10 protein-coding genes are annotated in these 14,752 nt (G+C 69.3%); all 10 read left to right on the top strand.

Annotated features, from left to right (window positions below):
* Nucleotides 1–219: 219 nt before the first annotated feature.
* The 10 genes from ACN28I_RS43500 to ACN28I_RS43455 all read left to right on the top strand — a co-directional run bounded on the left by ACN28I_RS43500 (nucleotide 220) and on the right by ACN28I_RS43455 (nucleotide 14,741).
* Nucleotides 220–5,970 (top strand): alpha-2-macroglobulin, encoded by a 5,751-nt coding sequence (locus tag ACN28I_RS43500; RefSeq protein ID WP_420948829.1) that lies wholly within the window; start codon nucleotides 220–222, stop codon nucleotides 5,968–5,970.
* Nucleotides 5,960–8,320: a penicillin-binding protein 1C gene (gene pbpC, locus ACN28I_RS43495; RefSeq protein ID WP_420947757.1), complete on the top strand. Its 2,361-nt coding sequence runs from the start codon at nucleotides 5,960–5,962 to the stop codon at nucleotides 8,318–8,320. Before ACN28I_RS43500 ends, pbpC begins: the two co-directional genes overlap by 11 nt.
* A 73-nt stretch (nucleotides 8,321–8,393) precedes the next feature.
* Nucleotides 8,394–9,011, top strand: coding sequence for a hypothetical protein (locus tag ACN28I_RS43490; RefSeq protein WP_420947756.1), 618 nt, complete (start codon nucleotides 8,394–8,396; stop codon nucleotides 9,009–9,011).
* Complete coding sequence (locus ACN28I_RS43485) at nucleotides 8,989–9,747, top strand: hypothetical protein (protein WP_420947755.1); 759 nt, start codon at nucleotides 8,989–8,991, stop codon at nucleotides 9,745–9,747. The genes ACN28I_RS43490 and ACN28I_RS43485 overlap by 23 nt, the downstream gene beginning before the upstream one ends.
* A gap of 416 nt (nucleotides 9,748–10,163) precedes the next feature.
* Nucleotides 10,164–10,577, top strand: a complete 414-nt coding sequence (locus tag ACN28I_RS43480; RefSeq protein ID WP_420947754.1) for a hypothetical protein — start codon at nucleotides 10,164–10,166, stop codon at nucleotides 10,575–10,577.
* Between the two features lie 631 nt (nucleotides 10,578–11,208).
* On the top strand, nucleotides 11,209–11,991 hold the full coding sequence (locus ACN28I_RS43475; protein ID WP_420947753.1) for a hypothetical protein: 783 nt from the start codon (nucleotides 11,209–11,211) through the stop codon (nucleotides 11,989–11,991).
* 173 nt (nucleotides 11,992–12,164) lie between these two features.
* A complete protein-coding gene (locus tag ACN28I_RS43470; RefSeq protein WP_420947752.1) occupies nucleotides 12,165–12,821 on the top strand; it encodes a hypothetical protein in 657 nt (218 codons plus the stop codon).
* A gap of 65 nt (nucleotides 12,822–12,886) precedes the next feature.
* Nucleotides 12,887–13,051, top strand: a complete 165-nt coding sequence (locus ACN28I_RS43465) for a hypothetical protein (RefSeq protein WP_420947751.1) — start codon at nucleotides 12,887–12,889, stop codon at nucleotides 13,049–13,051.
* Between the two features lie 500 nt (nucleotides 13,052–13,551).
* A complete protein-coding gene (locus tag ACN28I_RS43460; RefSeq protein WP_420947750.1) occupies nucleotides 13,552–13,860 on the top strand; it encodes a hypothetical protein in 309 nt (102 codons plus the stop codon).
* Between the two features lie 146 nt (nucleotides 13,861–14,006).
* Nucleotides 14,007–14,741: a hypothetical protein gene (locus tag ACN28I_RS43455; RefSeq protein ID WP_420947749.1), complete on the top strand. Its 735-nt coding sequence runs from the start codon at nucleotides 14,007–14,009 to the stop codon at nucleotides 14,739–14,741.
* The last annotated feature ends 11 nt before the right edge of the window (nucleotides 14,742–14,752 follow it).

The following is a 14,752-nucleotide window of genomic DNA, read 5'->3' as shown; positions in this document are numbered from 1 at the left end:
GTGCACCGTGCTCGACGTCTCCCAGCGCGTGCTCGGCGAGGGCTGTCAGCAGTTCCTCGCCCTGGAGAAGGGCACCTGGCTGCTCGCCATCCACGCGCCCAGCACGCTGGAGCGTCCCCTCCCCTTCAAGCCCGTCCTCGTGGGCCTCGCCGGTGCGAAGACCGGCGTCCCCGAGGAGTACCTGCGCGACTTCTTCAATCGCATCGGAGAGAACCCGTGATGCGCCTCGTGAACTCCCTTCTCTGCCTGCTCCTGGTGCTCGCGGCCGTTCCCGCCCGGGCGCAGGAGTACCGTCCGGCCGACGAGAGCCAGCGCCCCGAAGGCGGGGGGACGAAGATCCTCCCCGACCAGTTCCTGCGCGGCTTCGACCCGGTCACCGTCTACTTCCCCGACAACGCGGGGCCCGGCAAGCAGAGCGCCGATGATGGCGCGAAGCTGCTCAAGGTGGTGCCCTCGTGGCCCGGCCAGTGGTTCTGGGCGGACCGCAAGACGCTCCAGTTCCGCCCCGCCGAGCCCTGGCCCGCGCTGGCGCGCTTCTCCTTCGAGGCGGGCGGCTCGCGGAAGATTCTCACCACGATGATGTCGGCGCCCTCGGCGATGTCGCCGCAGCCCGACAGCACGGACCTGAGGCCCTTCCGCACCCTCACGCTCACCTTCCCGCAGGCGCTGCCGCTCGACTCGCTGCGCAAGATGCTCCGGCTGGAGGTGCGAGACCTGCCGGGCCTGGCGGACTCACCCACGCGGGTGCTGAAGGACTGGACGCTGTCGCAGCTTCCGCGCGGCAGCCAGCGCGAGCAGGCCGTCTACGCCATCACCCTCGAGGAGGACGTGCCCGAGGGCAAGCAACTGCGCGTCAACGTCAGCCTCGCGCTGGGCGACGAGGACAAGGTGCTGTGGGTGGGGCGGCTGTCCACGCGGCCGGCCTTCCACCTCCAGCAGGTGCAGTGCGGCCGGAGCCAGTTCTCCCTGACGGGTGGGGCCTCGACGCCCCGGGACATGGCGCTCGCGTGCGGCAACCAGGGAGACCTGCCGCAGCTCGTCTTCTCCGCGCCGGTGGAGGGCCTCTCGCTCACCACGCTCAAGAAGCTGGTGCGGCTGGAGCCCGCGGTGCCGGACCTGCACTATCAGGCGTACGGCAGCCGCGTGGCGCTGCGCGGCAAGTTCGTCCCGGACACGCTGTACCGCATGCGCATCGGCGCGGCGCCCCTCCGCGACGACAGCGGCCGGCCGCTGAGGGACCCGGGCGAGCTCCAGGTCTTCTTCCACCTGGACTTCAAGCAGCCCTTCCTGCGCTGGATGCAGGGCACGGCGGTGATGGAGGCCAAGGGCCCGCGCATGCTGCCGCTGCAGGGCTACGGTGACGCGCGCGCGGACGTGCGCATCTACCGGGTGGATCCGCTGCACCCCGGCCTGTGGCCCTTCCCCAACCGCCCCATCGTGGTCAACGAGCAGAGCGCCCCGCCCTTCCCCGGCGAGGAGCCCCAGGTGAAGCCCACGCCCGGTTACATCGGCGAGGACGAGCTGACGGCACACATCCGGCTGCTGGGCTCGCCACTCGTCTCCACGCTGGTGGACCTGCCCCTACCGAAGCGCGGCGGCACCACCACCTTCGGCCTGGACCTGGCGCCCCTGCTCAACCCGGTGGTGGGCAAGGTGAGGCCCGGCACGTATCTCGTCGGCCTGCGGCGGCTCACCGGCGCGCCCGAGCGTTCCTATGTCCGCGTCCAGGTCACCAACCTGTCGCTGAGCACGGTGGAGGAGCGGGACAAGGCCGTCTTCTTCGTGCGCACGCTGGACGGGGCCCAGGAGGTCCGCGGCGCGCGCATCGTGCTCGAGGGCCAGCACCGCGTGCCGGATCCGAAGCACAAGGGCTCGTTCCTCCAGGAGCCCTTCACGCACGAGCTCACCACGGACGGTAGCGGCCGGGCGACGCTCGGCCCGCAGCCGAACTGGGTGCAGATCCAGCGCGTCACCGTGCGCAACGGCGAGGACATCCTCGTGTTGGATCCGCGCGAGGCCCCGGCGTCCTTCGCCAACAACCACTGGTCGCCGTCCTCGGGCTGGCTGGAGTGGCTGTCGCAGCAGACGCCGCCGCCGCCGAATGACGGGCTGCGCGGCTTCCTCTTCACCGAGCGCCCCATCTACCGGCCGGGAGAGAAGGTCTACCTCAAGGGCTTCCTGCGCAACGAGGTGGGCGGAGACTTCGAGGCCCCCGGGAGCGCGGGGAAGTACTCGCTGACCGTGCAGGGTCCGGGCGAGCAGACGTGGAAGCTGCCACTGGCCTTCACCGCGCTGTATGGCTTCTCCGCCGAGTTCCAGGAGAAGGACGCGCCCACCGGCGAGTACTACGCGGTGCTCGAGGAGGTGCGCACGGGGCAGACGCTCGCGCGCCGGAAGTTCCAGGTGGAGGCCTACCGCCTGCCCACCTTCGAGGTGCAGCTCTCCAGCCCCGCCACGGTGCGGCTGGACGCGCCCTTCAAGGTGAAGGCGGTGGCGCGCTACTACGCGGGCGGCAACGTGGCCGGACAGCCCATCGCGTGGACCGTCACGCGCCGCCCCTACTACTACGTGCCCAAGGGGCGCGAGGGCTTCCTCTTCGCCTCCAGCACCCAGTTCGCCCGCGAGGGGCAGAGCCGCGCCCCCGAGGCGATGACGCGCAACGCGACGCTGGACGACAACGGCGCGGATGAGATGAGCGTCAACCCGGCGCTGGATCTGGACGGCTCGGCGCGCATCTACCGTTTCGAGGCCACCGTCACCGGCGCGGACAACCAGCCCGTCTCCGCGGCGCAGGACGTGAAGGCCCTGCCGCCCTTCGTGCTGGGCCTGAAGCTGCCGCGCTACTCGGACAAGCCCTTCACGCTCACGCCGGACGTCATCGCCGTGGGCGTCAACGACAAGCTGGTGAAGGGCCAGGAGGTGCTGGTGCGCCTCTACAAGCGCATCTGGCACAGCCAGCTCCGGGAGACGCACTTCGCCACCGGCGAGGCCCGCTACGTCACCGAGCAGGAGGACGTGAAGCTCGCGGAGAAGACGATCACCACCACGGAGGACAAGCCCGTGTCCCCGGCCTTCGAGCTGAAGGAGGCGGGCGTGTACGTGGTGGAGCTGGTGGCACGCGACAAGCTGGGACGCGTGCAGACGCTCTCGGCGGACCTGTACGTGGGAGGCCAGACGCCCATCGCTTGGCAGAAGTCGCGCCAGGGCGTGTTCGGGCTCACCCCGGACAAGAACTCGTACAAGCCGGGCGAGACGGCGCGCCTCATCCTCCAGAGCCCCTTCCAGGAGGGCCGTGCGCTGGTGGTGGTGGAGGAGCCGGGCGGCAACACCTACACCTGGCACGAGGTATCCGGCGGCAAGGCGGTGCACGAGCTGGCCATCCGGGCCCAGCACGTCCCCAACATTCCGGTGCACGTGCTGCTGATGCGGGGACGGCTCGGCGAGGGGGACAAGGACGACTCGCGCTACCGGCCGCAGACGCTCGGGGCCTCGGTGGACGTGAAGGTGGAGCCGGTGCGCAACCAGGTCTCGGTGGAGCTCAAGCACCCCGAGACGGCGCGCCCCGGGGCCACCATCCCTGTGGAGCTGACGCTCAAGGACGACCAGGGCAAGCCGCTGGCCGGAGAGGTGACGCTGTGGCTGGTGGACGAGGCCGTGCTGTCGCTGGCACCGGAGGGGACGCTCAACCCGCTCGACGAGCTCATCCGGGAGAACACGCGCGGCACCACGCTGAGGGACACGCGCAACAGCCTGGTGGGCAAGCTCTTTGAGCAGGAGGAGACGCCCGGCGGTGACGGCAGCGAGGAGGAGCTGGAAGGCGGAAGCAAGCGCGTGGTGCGCAAGAACTTCCAGACGGTGCCGTACTACCAGGCCACGTTGCAGGTGCCGGCGTCCGGGAAGCTGACGGTGCAGGTGCCGCTGTCGGACGACCTCACCAACTTCCGCGTGCGCGCGGTGGCCATCTCCGGGCTGCAGCGCTTCGGCTACAAGCAGACGGTGCTGCGCGTGCGGCTGCCGGTGCTGGTGCAGCCGCAGCTCCCGCGCTTCGTGCGCCAGGGAGACCGCTTCTGGGGCGGCGCGGTGGGCCGCGTGGTGGAGGGCAGCGGTGGACCCGGCTCGGTGCAGGTGCGGGTGTCGGGCCCGGCGGACGTGCAGCCGCTGAACCAGAGCGTGGAGCTGCAGGCCAACCGGGCCATGAGCTTCGTCACCCCCATCACCGTGCGGAACGCGGACGTGTCCGAGCCGCAGTCCCTGAAGGTGCGCGTGGACATCGAGCGCAAGGCGGACAAGGCCGGAGACGCCTTCGAGGTGCAACTGCCCGTGCTGCCGGACCGCACGGTGGAGCACTTCGCGTACTTCGAAACGCTGAAGGCGGGCACGGCCACGCTCAAGCCCCTGCCCGAGCCGGCGCGTCCGGGCACCGCCTCGCAGGAGGTGTTCATCACCTCCATCCCGGGCGTGCTGGAGATGATCTCCGGCCTGGAGTACCTGGCCGAGTACCCGCACGGCTGCCTCGAGCAGAAGCTGTCGCAGCTCTACCCGGACGTGGCGCAGGCGGGGGTGCTGCGTGAGCTGGGGATCCGCACGCCCTTCGGCAAGCAGATCAACGGGAACGTGCAGCGCCTCCAGGAGGAGATGTCGCTCTACCAGGATGACCAGGGCCTGCTGGCCTTCTGGCCGGGAGGACCGGGCGACGTGCAGGTGACGGCGCTGGCGGTGGAGTTCCTGGACTGGGCGCGGCGCGCGGGCCTGAAGGTGGACGAGAAGCTGCAGACGCGTGCGGTGGAGGGCCTCAAGCGCGTGCTGCGCAGCACCTACCCGGGCCTGGTGCAGGAGTGGCGCTACAACCAGCAGACGGCGGCGCTGCGCGCCCTCACCCGCGTGGGCTCGCTGGATCAGCACTACCTCATCGACCTCTTCCAGCTCCGCGATCGCCTGGACATCCAGAGCCTGGCGGACCTCGCCGCCACCATGAACACCCAGCCCGCGGTGTACCGCACCAACCTGGAGGCGCTGCGCAACGAGCTGTGGGACAGCGTCATCATCAAGCTGAACAAGGGCAAACCCGTCTTCGAGGGCCTCAAGTGGCGCCGCGACGCGTGGGGGTACTACGGCTACCTCGGCTCGCGGCCCGCCAGCGTGGCGGCCGTCTTCGAGGCGCTGGTGTTGCTGTCCCCGGAGGACCCGCGGCTCGAGCAGTTGCGCGACGCGCTCCTGTCCTACGCGAGCGCGGAGACGGGCTTTGGCAGCACCTTCGAGAACCGCCGGGCCATCGGCGCGCTGGCGCTGTACCTGGCGAAGGCGAAGCCCGCGGTGCCGGACACCACCCTGACGCTCTCCTCGGGCGCCGTGCTCAAGGTGGGCAAGGACACGAAGACGGCCCGCGCCGAGGTGGCCAATGACGCGCAGCTCTCCGCCACCGTGAAGGGCGGGCCCGTGGGCATGCGCGCGGAGGCCCGGTACATCCCGGCCACGCCGGGAGACAAGGTGACGCCGCTCAAGCAGGGCTTCATCGTCTCGCGCGGCGCCACCTGGCTGCACGCGGACGGCTCCGAGGAGACACGCTTCGACGACGCCTCGGGCGAGGTGAAGGAGTTGAAGGTGGGCGACATCCTGGAGTTGCACGCGCGCATCGTCACCGAGGAGAAGCGCGTCCACGTGGCGCTGGTGGTGCCCTTCGCGGCGGGCCTGGAGCCGCTCAACCCGGAGCTGGCGAACGCGTCCTCGGACGCGAAGCCGTCGCAGGCGGACTCGCTCCGCCCGGCCTATGTGCAGCGGCTGGACAACGAGGTGCGCTACTACTTCCTGGAGATGCCGCGCGGCACGCACACCTTCCACTTCCGGGTGCGCGCCGCCACCGAGGGCTCCTTCGTGCACCCGGCCCCCTGGGCCGAGCTGATGTACCGCGAGTCGGTGCGTGGCCGCGGCGAGGGCCTGCGCATCGTCGTGAAGGGAGAGCATGAGAAGTAGCCGGACACGCCGGGCGGCGGTGCTCGCCCTGGTGCTGCTGGGGGCGGGGGTGTGGTTCGCCTCCAGCCTCCAGGACGGGCTGCTCGGCTACGAGCCCTCGCGCCTCGTGCTGGACCGGCGGGGCGCGTACCTGGGCGAGGTGCCCGGCTCGGGCGGGGAGCTCGGCTACTGGCCGGTGCCCTACGTGCTGCCCGAGCGCATCGTCCAGGCCACGCTCATCACCGAGGACCGGCACTTCTACGAGCACCCGGGCGTGTACCTGCCGTCGGTGGGGCGGGCGCTGGTGCAGAACGTGCGCAACCTGCGCGTCATCTCGGGGGCGTCCACGCTGGCCATGCAGGTGGCGCGGATGCAGACGCCCGGGGGACGCACCGCGTGGCGCAAGGTGCGCGAGGCGGTGGAGGCGCTGCTGCTCGTGCACGGGCACGGCCACGAGAAGGTGCTCCGCCAGTATCTGGCCATCGCCCCGTACGGCAACCGGGTGCACGGGGTGGGACGCGCGGCGCGGCTCTACTTCGACAAGCCGGTGGAGGACCTGTCCTGGGCGCAGGCGGCCTTCCTCGCGGGCCTGCCGCAGCTCCCCGGGCGGATGAACCCGTACACCGAGGACGGCCTGCGCCGCGCCCGTAAACGCAGCCACCGCATCCTCCGGGCGCTGCACGCCCAGGGCGCCCTGTCCCGGGAGGAATTGCAGCAATCGCTCCAGGCGGACCTGGGCCTCGTGCCCCGGCCCCAGCGCATGCCCGAGGCCCTGCACGCGGTACTGGAATGGAGCGTGCTGGCCCGTGCGCGGCACGTGCCCATCTCCACGGCCACACTGGACCTGGAGGTGCAGTCGAAGGTGGCCCACATCCTCCAGCGGAACCTGAACCGGCTCGACGGCGCGGGAGCGGGCAATACCGCCGCGCTGGTGGTGGACACGGAGACGGGCGACATCCTCGCGTACGTGGGCTCGCGCGACTTCTTCAACCAGGAGCACCGGGGCGCCATCGACTTCGTGAAGCAACGGCGCTCGCCGGGCTCCACGCTCAAGCCCTTCCTCTACGGGCTGGCGCTGGAGAAGGGCATCGTCACCGCCGCCACCGAGCTGGCGGATACACCCATGGACGTGCGGGTGGAGAACGGCCGCTCCTACCTGCCGGAGAACATCAACCACTCCTTCCTCGGACCCATGCTGCTGCGCGAGGCGCTGGGCAACTCGCGCAACATCCCCGCCCTGCGCGTGCTGGAGCAGGTGGGCGTGGAGCCCGCGCTGCGCTTCCTCGAGAAGGCGGGCGTGGGGGGCATCTCCTACGAGCCGGACCGCTACGGGCTGGGACTGGCGGTGGGCAACCTGCACGTCACGCTGGAGGAGCTGTCGGAACTGTACCTGGTGCTCGCCCACGAGGGGGAGACGCGCTCGCTGCGGCGCTTCACCGACGAGCCCGTGGCGCCCTCGCGCCGGTTGATGACGCGCGAGTCGGCGCAACTGGTGCGCCACATGCTCGCGGATCCGCTGGCGCGGCGGCCCTCGTTCCCCGTGGGCAGCGCGCTGGACTACCCGTACGCGGTGGCGGTGAAGACGGGCACCAGCCAGGGCTACCGCGATGCCTGGGCCATGGCCTTCAGCGACCGGCTGCTCGTGGCCGTCTGGGTGGGAAACCACGACTGGCGGCGGATGAATGGCGTGGGCGGGCTGCTCGGCGCGGCCAACGCGGTGCACGAGATTTTCGACGCGGTGATGCCGGAGTGGCGTCCGTACCGGACGGTGCTCGATGCCTTCCCGCCACCCACGGGGGCACTGGCCCTGGACGTGTGCCCGCTGTCGGGCCGGCTGGCCGGGCCGGAGTGCCCCCACCGCAAGAGCGAGTGGTTCGTCGCGGGCACCGCCCCCACGGAGAGCTGCCCTTTTCACGCGAAGGTCCGGCTGGACCGGCGCAACGGATTGAGGGCGACTGCCACCTGCCCCGAGCGCGAGGTAGTGACGAGGGTGATGCTGGCGCTGCCGGAGGAGTACGAGCAGTGGGCACGGCGGCAGCATCTGGACATCGCGCCGCTGAGGGAGAGCCCGCTCTGTCCGAGCCGGCCCGAGGAGTTGGAGCCGAAGGTGGCCATCCGCGAGCCGAGGGGCACGGTGCGGCTGCTGTACGACCCGGACACGCCGGCGTCGGCGTCGACGCTGCGGCTGGCGGCGGACGTGACACCGAGCACGGAGCCCATTGTCTGGATGGTGGACGGCGTGCCGGTGGCCGAGGTGAGCTACCCGCACGAGTTCCGCTGGAGCCTGCGGCCCGGGCAGCACGTCATCACCGCGGCCATGGTGCACCGCCGTCAGATCAGCCAGCCGGTGACGGTGGTCGTGGAAGACTGACGGACATCGCCTCCGGCTCGCTGGGTGTGTATAGCTCCAAGGCATGTCGTACGCCCCCCGCTCCCGCCGAGGCATGGCAGCGACCCTGCTGGCCCTGGCCGCCTGCGCCCTGCTGGCCGGCTGTGCCACGGCTCCGCACTGGCGCTCGGAGCATGCACGTCCGCATCCGCCGGGCGCCTGGCGGCTGTCCTCCTCCCCCGCGGAACTCAGCCCCCCCGTCCCCCCCTGGTGGGAGGACTACCGCCCGCTCATTCCCCGGGAGCAGGACACCTGTGCCTTGTTGCAGCAGTCCGCACAGGTGGACGAGCACCTGCGTCTGGCCACGAATCACTCCCTCCAACCCCAGCAGGCCCTTGCCCTGTGGTCCTGGCTCGCCAGGGCGCCGCTGTCACTTCGCACCTTCGCCCCACGCACCGCCCTCGCCTGGCTGTCGCGCCACGTCCTGTCGCAGGGCCGGCGGTTGCCCGCCTCCGAGCTGCGCCCCCTGTGCGAGCGGTTCCTCGCCCTCGTCGTCATGCGGCCCGACGGCTATCTCGCCTCCGCCTCCAACGGCCAGCCCTCCCAGCGCATGGGCCAGGTGGCGCTGCGGGATGGCGCCCTCATGGCCGGAAACTTCGTCGTCGGCCGCCTCTACCTGTCTCGTGGTGGCATCTTCTACCCGCTGGACGATGAGCTTCCGGCTCTCCAGTGACATTCCCCTGGGCGAGCTGGGTCTGGACAAGGACCTCGTCAACACGGCGCTGGACGGTGCCGCGGAAGCCTTCGCGGAAACAGCACTCGCCCTGGCCGTCGGCCTGACGGACGTGGACGGCACCCTGGAGGGCCTGCGCCAGCTCCCCACCACCGTCGCCACCCTCATCGAGTCCTCCCCCGAGTACTTCGCCCACTACCGCGACAGGCCGCTGCGAGAGCAGGTCCGGGAGGCCTCCCGGTTGTCCACACACCTGCTCATGCTGGCGGGAGGAGCGGCGGGGACGGGCGTGCGCATGGCTGGCTTTGGGGTGCGGCTGCCAGTATTGCGGCTGGGTGCCCAGGGGCTGTTGGTAGTGGAAGAAGTGGCCGTGCCGCTGGGGACGGTGACCGCCGCGCTGGGCAGCGGCGCGGGCGCCCTCGTCCTGATGTCCGCGCCACCACAGGTCGACCCGGATGCGGCGCGCGCCCTGTATGACAAGGGAATGCAGGAGGCGCGCAAGGCCTTTCCCCACCTGACCGGCGGTCCCAAGCAGAAACATCACCTCCACCCCCGCTACCTCGGCGGCCCGGACAACGGCCCCACCGTGGACCTGGACCCCGCCTATCATCAACTCATCACCAATGAGTTCCGGCGTCTGGCGGGTTATGGAAGCAAACCGCCACGACTCAACGTCGTTTTGGAAATCATGAAGAAGGTCTACGCCAGATACCCTCTCCCCGGGATTCATTTTTGATCATGCGGGAACTCATCGAGGTACGGCTCTTCGCGGACGAGGCGAAACGGTTTCTTCCTCCTGACGTAGGTCAGGAGGAAGGCTTGTCACGCCGGGTCTTGCTCGAGTTGGACGACCCACTCGTCGAGCGGATACGCCAGCATGAGCAAGAGAAGCGCAGGCAAGACTCAGTCGTGGTCACCTACTGGGAAATCCACAGGAAATACACGCAAAAGGAGCTGAAGGAGGCCAGGCTCCTCTGGCTCAAAGTGCGCCCCTTCTTCGAACCAACAGGTGAAGACTGCGGCACGGTGTATGACGAAACGAAGGCTTGTCCGAAGTGTGGTTCTGGAGCCAGGCAGGTAGGGCCCCTGCATCTGGAGTTGAAGCGGATACCCAGGAGAGACATCGCCCGGACCTTGGGTGGAGAAATCGTGGTGTCGGCACGGTTGGCCGAGGAGATGAAGGCCGCGGGCATCCGTGGCTACGAACTGGGGCCCGTGGTGAGCCACCAGGGCAAGCCGACCCCACACTGGTACCAGCTCCTGCTGTCCGAGTGCGCGGTGGAGCTGGCGCCCGAAACCCGGGTGGGCGCCGACTTCTTCGTCCCACAGCCAGATGAGGCCCGCTGCCCTGCGGGGCACGTGGTGGGGTTCGACGTCCTCTCCGAGGTTCATGTCCAGCGCTCCAGCGTGGGCGAGTCGGACTGGTTGTGCACGCGCCAGGCGGTGGGCCAGCGCCTGGGTCCCTACCGTCCGCTTCCCCTGCTGCTCATCTCCCAGCGGCTGTACCAGCTCCTGACGGCGTGCAAGGTGAAGCGCTTCGACGTGGAGGTGGCAAATCTCCTCTGATCGCCTGACCAACTCAGCTCCAATACAGTATCGATCCATGACATGACGAACTCCCCTCGTTCCCGGGTAGCGGCCCTGTTGCTGGCCGCCTGCGCCCTGCTGGCCGGCTGTGCCACGGCTCCGCACTGGCGCCCGGAGCATGCACGTCCGCACCCACCGAGTGCCTGGCGGCTGTCCTCCTCCCCCGCGGAACTCATTCCCTCCGTCCGCCCCTGGTGGGAGGACTACCGCCCACTCATTCCCCGGGAGCAGGACACCTGTGCCTTGTTGCAGCAGTCCGCACAGGTGGACGAGCACCTGCGTCTGGCCACGAATCACTCCCTCCAGCCCCAGCAGGCCCTTGCCCTGTGGTCCTGGCTCGCCAGGGCGCCGCTGTCACTTCGCACCTTCGCCCCACGCACCGCCCTCGCCTGGCTGTCGCGCCACGCCCTGTCGCAGGGCCGGCGGTTGCCCGCCTCCGAGCTGCGCTCCCTGTGCGAGCGGTTCCTCGCCCTCGTCGTCATGCGGCCCGACGGCTATCTCGCCTCCGCCTCCAACGGCCAGCCCTCCCAGCGCATGGGCCAGGTGGCGCTGCGGGATGGCGCCCTCATGGCCGGAAACTTCGTCGTCGGCCGCCTCTACCTGTCTCGTGGTGGCATCTTCTACCCGCTGGACGATGAGCTTCCGGCTCTCCAGCGATATTCCCCTGGGCGAGCTGGGTCTGGACAAGGACCTCGTCAACACAGCGCTGGACGGTGCCGCGGAAGCCTTCGCGGAAACAGCACTCGCCCTGGCCGTCGGCCTGACGGACGTGGACGGCACCCTGGAGGGCCTGCGCCAGCTCCCCACCACCGTGGCCACCCTCATCGAGTCCTCCCCCGAGTACTTCGCCCACTACCGTGACAGGCCGCTGCGAGAGCAGGTCCGGGAGGCCTCCCGGTTGTCCACACACCTGCTCATGCTGGCGGGAGGAGCGGCGGGGACGGGCGTGCGCATGGGCGGCTTTGGGGTGCGGCTGCCCGTGTTGCGGCTGGGTGCCCAGGGGCTGTTGGTAGTGGAAGAAGTGGCTGTGCCGCTGGGGACGATGACCGCCGTACTGGGCAGCGGCGTGGGCGCCCTTGTCCTGATGTCCGCGCCACCACCGCTCGATCCGAATGCGGCACGCGCCCTGTACGACAAGGGAATGCAGGAGGCGCGCAAGGCTTTTCCCCACCTGGCTGGCGGCCCCAAGCAAAAGCATCACGTACACCCCCGCTACCTCGGCGGCCCGGACAACGGCCCCACCGTCCTCCTGGACCCCGCCTATCATCAGCTCATCACCAATGAATTCCGGAAGAATCGTGGCTATGGGCTCGGCACATCAAACCTGACACAAGCCCTGAAACTCATGAGGCTGGTCTACTCGAAATGCCCACTCCCCGGAGTGCACTTCTGACCATGCGAGAAACCATTGAGCTCAATATCTCGTCGGACGATGCAGCGCCCTTCCTTCCTCCGGAAGTGGGAGAAGACATGGGATTGACCCGGCATCTGGTGCTTCCCACGAACGACCCACTCCTGGAGAAGATAAGAGAGCATGAGCAGGAATGGCAGCGGCGTGGCTCGACGATGTTGACCTACTTGGAAATCCATCGCGAATACACCCCCAGGGAGTTGAAACAGGCGGAACTCCTCTGGCTGCGCGTGCGCCCCTTCTTCGAGCCCACAGGCGAAGACTGCGGCACGATGTATGACGAAACCACGGCCTGTCCGAAGTGTGGCTTCGGTGCCAGGCAGGCCGGGCCCCTGCACCTGGAGCTGAAGCGCATTCCCAAGAGGGACATTGCCCAGACCCTGGGGGGCGAAATCGTGGTGTCGGCGCGGCTGGCCGAGCAGATGAAGGCCGCGGGCATCCGTGGCTACGAACTGGGACCCGTGGTGAGCCGTCAGGGCAAGCCCACCCCGCACTGGCACCAACTCCTGGTGCCCGAATGCCCGGTGGAGCTGGCACCCGAAACCCGGGTGGGCGCCGACTTCTTCGTCCCACAGCCCGACGAGGCCCGCTGCCCGCGGGGGCACGTCGTGGGGTTCACCGTCCTCTCCGAAGTCCACGTCCAGCGCTCCAGCGTGGGCGAATCGGACTGGCTGTGCACGCGCCAGGCCGTAGGCCAGCGCCTGGGTCCCTACCGCCCGCTTCCCCTGCTGCTCATCTCCCAGCGGCTGTACCGGCTCCTGACGGCGTGCAAGGTGAAGCGCTTCGACGTGGAGGTGGCCCACCTCGGCTGACCGCGAGGAGGACACGTCGGGGCTCGAGGGAGGCTGACGATGGTGAAGGACTGATGGAGTAGACAATGACTGGACCGGACGAGACAGACGGATTCGAGCCCATTCACGTCGTGGAGGACGTCCACGATGCATGGCCGCTGCAGGGCATCGCCGGCTACGGCGGCAGGCCCCACGCCTTCAAGCGCAGGTTCGACGAGAGGAGCTGGAGGCCCTCCTGGGCAATCGGCTGAAACGGCCGGCTGGAGCAGGAACCTTCCGGGCCATCCCCCAATTCAAGGATCTCGACCTTGGCGCCAGGGCGACAGGTCAGGTGCGGCGGAAGCCGCTCTCCCCTCCCCCTGACTCCCTGTGAGTCATCGGCCCTTCACGTCACTTCAGTCGTGCGGAGCGCGCATCCCCCGCCACCACAGGTCTCGACTCCGTGGATGCGTGGCTCGCCGGGAAATCCGCCACCGTGCCCACGCAAGAGCCCACACCCCGGTAATTCCGGCGGGGGGTGGCTGGAAAAGCCGCGGCCGCCGCGGAATGCACCCGCGGCCGAGACGCACTCTCCCCCCAGAACACGAAATCCCGCGCAGCGCTGACAAGTGATTGCCCGTCCCACAATGGACAGGCAATTCATCGTCTTTTGGAAAGCGGGAAAAGGCAGACGAGCGCACGGACGGCCCCGTGCGAATCCTTCTTCGGACCGGGCCGGTCCTGGTTCATACACCCAGCAAAGGAGCTCATCGTGTCTCAGCTTCGTCTGTCGCTCAGCGCGCTCGTCATCACTGGCATGCTCTTCACCGTGGCTTGCGGTCCGCAGCCCGAGGACACCTCCTCCGAGCCCAACACCTCCACCGTGCAACTGCGGGAGACCACCGAGGCGGAGCCGGACACCGGCCAGTCCGCGGAGAAGAAGAAGTGCGACTACAAGGATCCCACCCGGCGCTACGTCTCGCGCGATCCGAACGAGTGTCCCGCCATCCTCTTCTTCTGCAATGAGGGCGAGACGGCCTTCTTCAACGAGTGCGGCTGTGGCTGCGTGACCAACCCGTAAGCCAGGGTCTCGCCAGGAAGAGCGGCCAGGCCCGGGTGCTAGAATCGTGGTCCATGCGAGTGATTCCCTGGCTTCTGGCCGCCGTCCTGATCACGGCCTGTCCTGCCCCGCGAGCGGGCACCGTCCCGGGGGAGACCCCGGCCTGCGTGCTCGACGCCCCACCCGAGCTCATCCCGGTGCCGAACCCCAAACCGGGCGAGCTGAATGAGTTCTTCGAGCTGCCCGACTCGCCCGCGTGGTGGGCGCCGGCCCCGATGGACGCCGAGCGCGAGCAGTACCGGGCGGCGCTCATGGCCCGGCTCGGCGGGGAGGGCCTCCGGCAACGCCTCCTGCTCGAGCGGCAGCACGCCATCCATACCGCGATGGCCGGCAAGCCCATGCAGCGCGAGGCGGAGAACACCGGGCGCGTCCTGGAGGGGAGCGCGGGGAAGATGGGCCCGGCGAGCTGCCTGGAGTGGCGGCTGTTCCAGCGCCAGGCGCATCGCTACCCCATGCTCGCGCACCCCACCGAATTCGGGGCCTACATCCTGCGTGGGCACGGGCGGGTGCGGGTGTACCTCTCGGGAGGCGACAGCGTCGGCGGGCCGTTGCGTCACGAGGTGAGTGACCGGGTGGCGGCGGACGCGGCCAACGGCTTCGAGCCCGTGGCGCACCTCCACAACCACCCCTTCATGTTCGACCGGAAGCCGGGCGACCGCATGTACACCACCGAGGACTCGGTCAATGACATCGGCGGAGCGCTCGCCCCCAGCCTCACGGACGTGCACGCCTGGCGCAACATGCGCGCCGGGTTCGGCCTGAAGGGCGCATGGCTGACCAACGGGCTGGACAGCATCCACTACACGTCCGAGGACTTCGACCGGCTCTCCGCCTGGGATTGAGCGCCGGATGC

The sequence above is a fragment of the Archangium gephyra genome (genome assembly GCF_049060025.1).
GTDB lineage: Bacteria > Myxococcota > Myxococcia > Myxococcales > Myxococcaceae > Archangium > Archangium gephyra_A.
Note: the sequence above shows the minus strand (reverse complement) of the source record. Positions and strands in the feature narration are given on the sequence as shown.

Excerpts from the sequence above, each read along its gene's own strand:
- ACN28I_RS43490 (WP_420947756.1), top strand. The coding sequence starts at position 8,394 with ATGGCAGCGACCCTGCTGGCCCTGGCCGCCTGCGCCCTGCTGGCCGGC.
- ACN28I_RS43500 (WP_420948829.1), top strand. The coding sequence starts at position 220 with ATGCGCCTCGTGAACTCCCTTCTCTGCCTGCTCCTGGTGCTCGCGGCC.
- ACN28I_RS43465 (WP_420947751.1), top strand. The coding sequence starts at position 12,887 with ATGACTGGACCGGACGAGACAGACGGATTCGAGCCCATTCACGTCGTG.
- pbpC (WP_420947757.1), top strand. The coding sequence starts at position 5,960 with ATGAGAAGTAGCCGGACACGCCGGGCGGCGGTGCTCGCCCTGGTGCTG.
- ACN28I_RS43470 (WP_420947752.1), top strand. The coding sequence starts at position 12,165 with ATGTTGACCTACTTGGAAATCCATCGCGAATACACCCCCAGGGAGTTG.
- ACN28I_RS43485 (WP_420947755.1), top strand. The coding sequence starts at position 8,989 with ATGAGCTTCCGGCTCTCCAGTGACATTCCCCTGGGCGAGCTGGGTCTG.